This window comes from Succinatimonas hippei YIT 12066 (assembly GCF_000188195.1).
Lineage (GTDB): Bacteria > Pseudomonadota > Gammaproteobacteria > Enterobacterales > Succinivibrionaceae > Succinatimonas > Succinatimonas hippei.
On record NZ_GL830995.1, the window covers coordinates 1 to 1,996 of the forward strand.

Here is a 1,996-nt window from a genome sequence, read left to right on the forward strand (position 1 = left end):
ACCTGAAATTTACAGTTTAGGTAAAAATCGGATTTTTTATTTTTCTTGTCCGGTTTAATTTCATTGTTTTTAAATAGTTTTTTTATTATTGGAGCTTGATTTTTTCTATCTTTCTAGGTAAAATAATATACATAGAAGATGATATTTATGCTTAAAGCTCCTGAACTGCCCAATCTCTATTTCGTCAAGTCCGGCAATTACACTTACGCCCGCATGTACCGTAATGCCTGGCAGGATAAAAAGTCAGGCTCCGGTAAGACCGCAGTCAAAACCCATACCAAAACCGTCGGCCGTATTGATAACAGCGAAGGCGTCGGCATTATCAAGTTTTCATCCGATTTTTGCCTTACCCATCCGCAGCTTAATAAGTTTTCCGTAGCTCGTGTCGTTGATGAAGCAGCGGCTGCCTCCGGTAAATACAAACTGGTGTTTACTCCGCTCGATTCTAACGAAGAGCTTTACGCAGCTCCGCGTATCACCTGCGTGAGCATCGGTATGTCAGCAGTGCTTGATGAGTTATTAAAACGTGACGTACTGCCTAATTGTCTAAAAGAAGTATTCGGGGAGCATTATAAGCAGCTGCTTGCTGCGGCTTACTATATGGTGATGGAGCCGGACGCCAAACTGGCAAGACTCGGTCTTTTTGCCCGCGGCTGCCGTTTGCCCACAGCGGCGGAAGAGCTGTATCCTGCGGCTTTGACCCGTCTTTTAGCTGCAATTACTCCTGAAAAGGTACAGCTGTTTTTCAAATCCTATCTGACGGCTTTGACTAAAAGACGCTTGTTATCCAAAAGAAGAATGTGGGCGCTTGATTCCACCTCGGTCAGTACTTACGCCAAACTCAGCGACGCCGAATACGGACGCAATAAGCAGGAAGAAGCACTGCCGCAAATCAATGTCATGATGATAACGGATGAAGACAGCTCCCGTCCTTTATATTATCAGTACTTCAACGGCTCGATACCCGACGTGTCCGAATGCGTCAGAACTTTCGAACTGCTGCTTAACCTCGGCGTGCATTCTTTCGTTGCCGTTGCCGACAGAGGTTTCTTCAGTGCCGCCAATATGGCCGTGATTGCAGATAAGGGCTATCATTTTCTGATGTGCGTGCCGTACGAAAAATGCACCGGCTTTCAAAAATATATTGACGAAGCTATGTTAGCTTTCAGCCGTGACAACCTTTTTGACCTGCGCTGCGGACAAAACGTCTATACCTGTAAAGAGCAAACGGCCGTTGAAGGCGGTAAACACAAGGCTTATGTCCATGTCTTTTATCATCACGAGGCTTCGGGAGCACAAATCGACCATTATCAGCGCCGGCTTAAAGAAGTGAAAGAGCTCTTCATGCAAAAGAAAATCTTAACAGCCGAAGAGCAAGCTTTTCTTTATGCCAATTACCTTACTGATAAAGACAGCCGGAAGTTAATTCTTAACGATAATCATGAGCCAATCCTTGATACCGCCGTCTATAACTCTTTTATCAAAAACGCCGGTATCTGTCTTACCGTTTCCGACAATATTAAATATGCCGATGTCGCCTATCGTGCCTATGCCCGACGCAAGTGCATCGAAGACACTTTCGCTACACTTAAAACCCGCATGCAGCTTAAGCGCTTTCGCGTCAGCTCTGAGGATTCTTTATGCGGAAAATGTTTTATCGAATTTATTGCTCTGACACTTTATTCTTTCTTATACCAACGACTTGAAGCGGCTAAGAAAGCAGAGACGGAAATACCGCATCATTCCTTAAGCGGCATAATAGACGAGCTGAGGGGAATTAAAGATTATTACTTCAGCAATACCCACGAGCATGTGATCAATCCGCTGTCTAAAAAGCAGCGTGAATGCTTGGATTTGTTCAAGGTTAAATATCCGCATTCCTACTATGACACTGAACTGACTGAAGTTAATCGCAGAAAAGAGGCGCTCAAACCGCACGGCAGCGATCTGCTTAAAGAAATCTAAAGATGATTTTACCTAGACTGTAAATTTAGGA

The 1,996-nt window shown here is 44.3% G+C and carries 1 protein-coding gene; it reads left to right on the forward strand.

Translation table 11 applies throughout. The features are described 5' to 3' along the window. Positions 1-147 precede the first annotated feature (147 nt). Positions 148-1,965, forward strand: coding sequence for an IS1634 family transposase (locus HMPREF9444_RS05505; RefSeq protein ID WP_040909285.1), 1,818 nt, complete (start codon positions 148-150; stop codon positions 1,963-1,965). The last annotated feature ends 31 nt before the right edge of the window (positions 1,966-1,996 follow it).

Excerpts from the sequence above, each read along its gene's own strand:
- HMPREF9444_RS05505 (WP_040909285.1), top strand. The coding sequence starts at position 148 with ATGCTTAAAGCTCCTGAACTGCCCAATCTCTATTTCGTCAAGTCCGGC.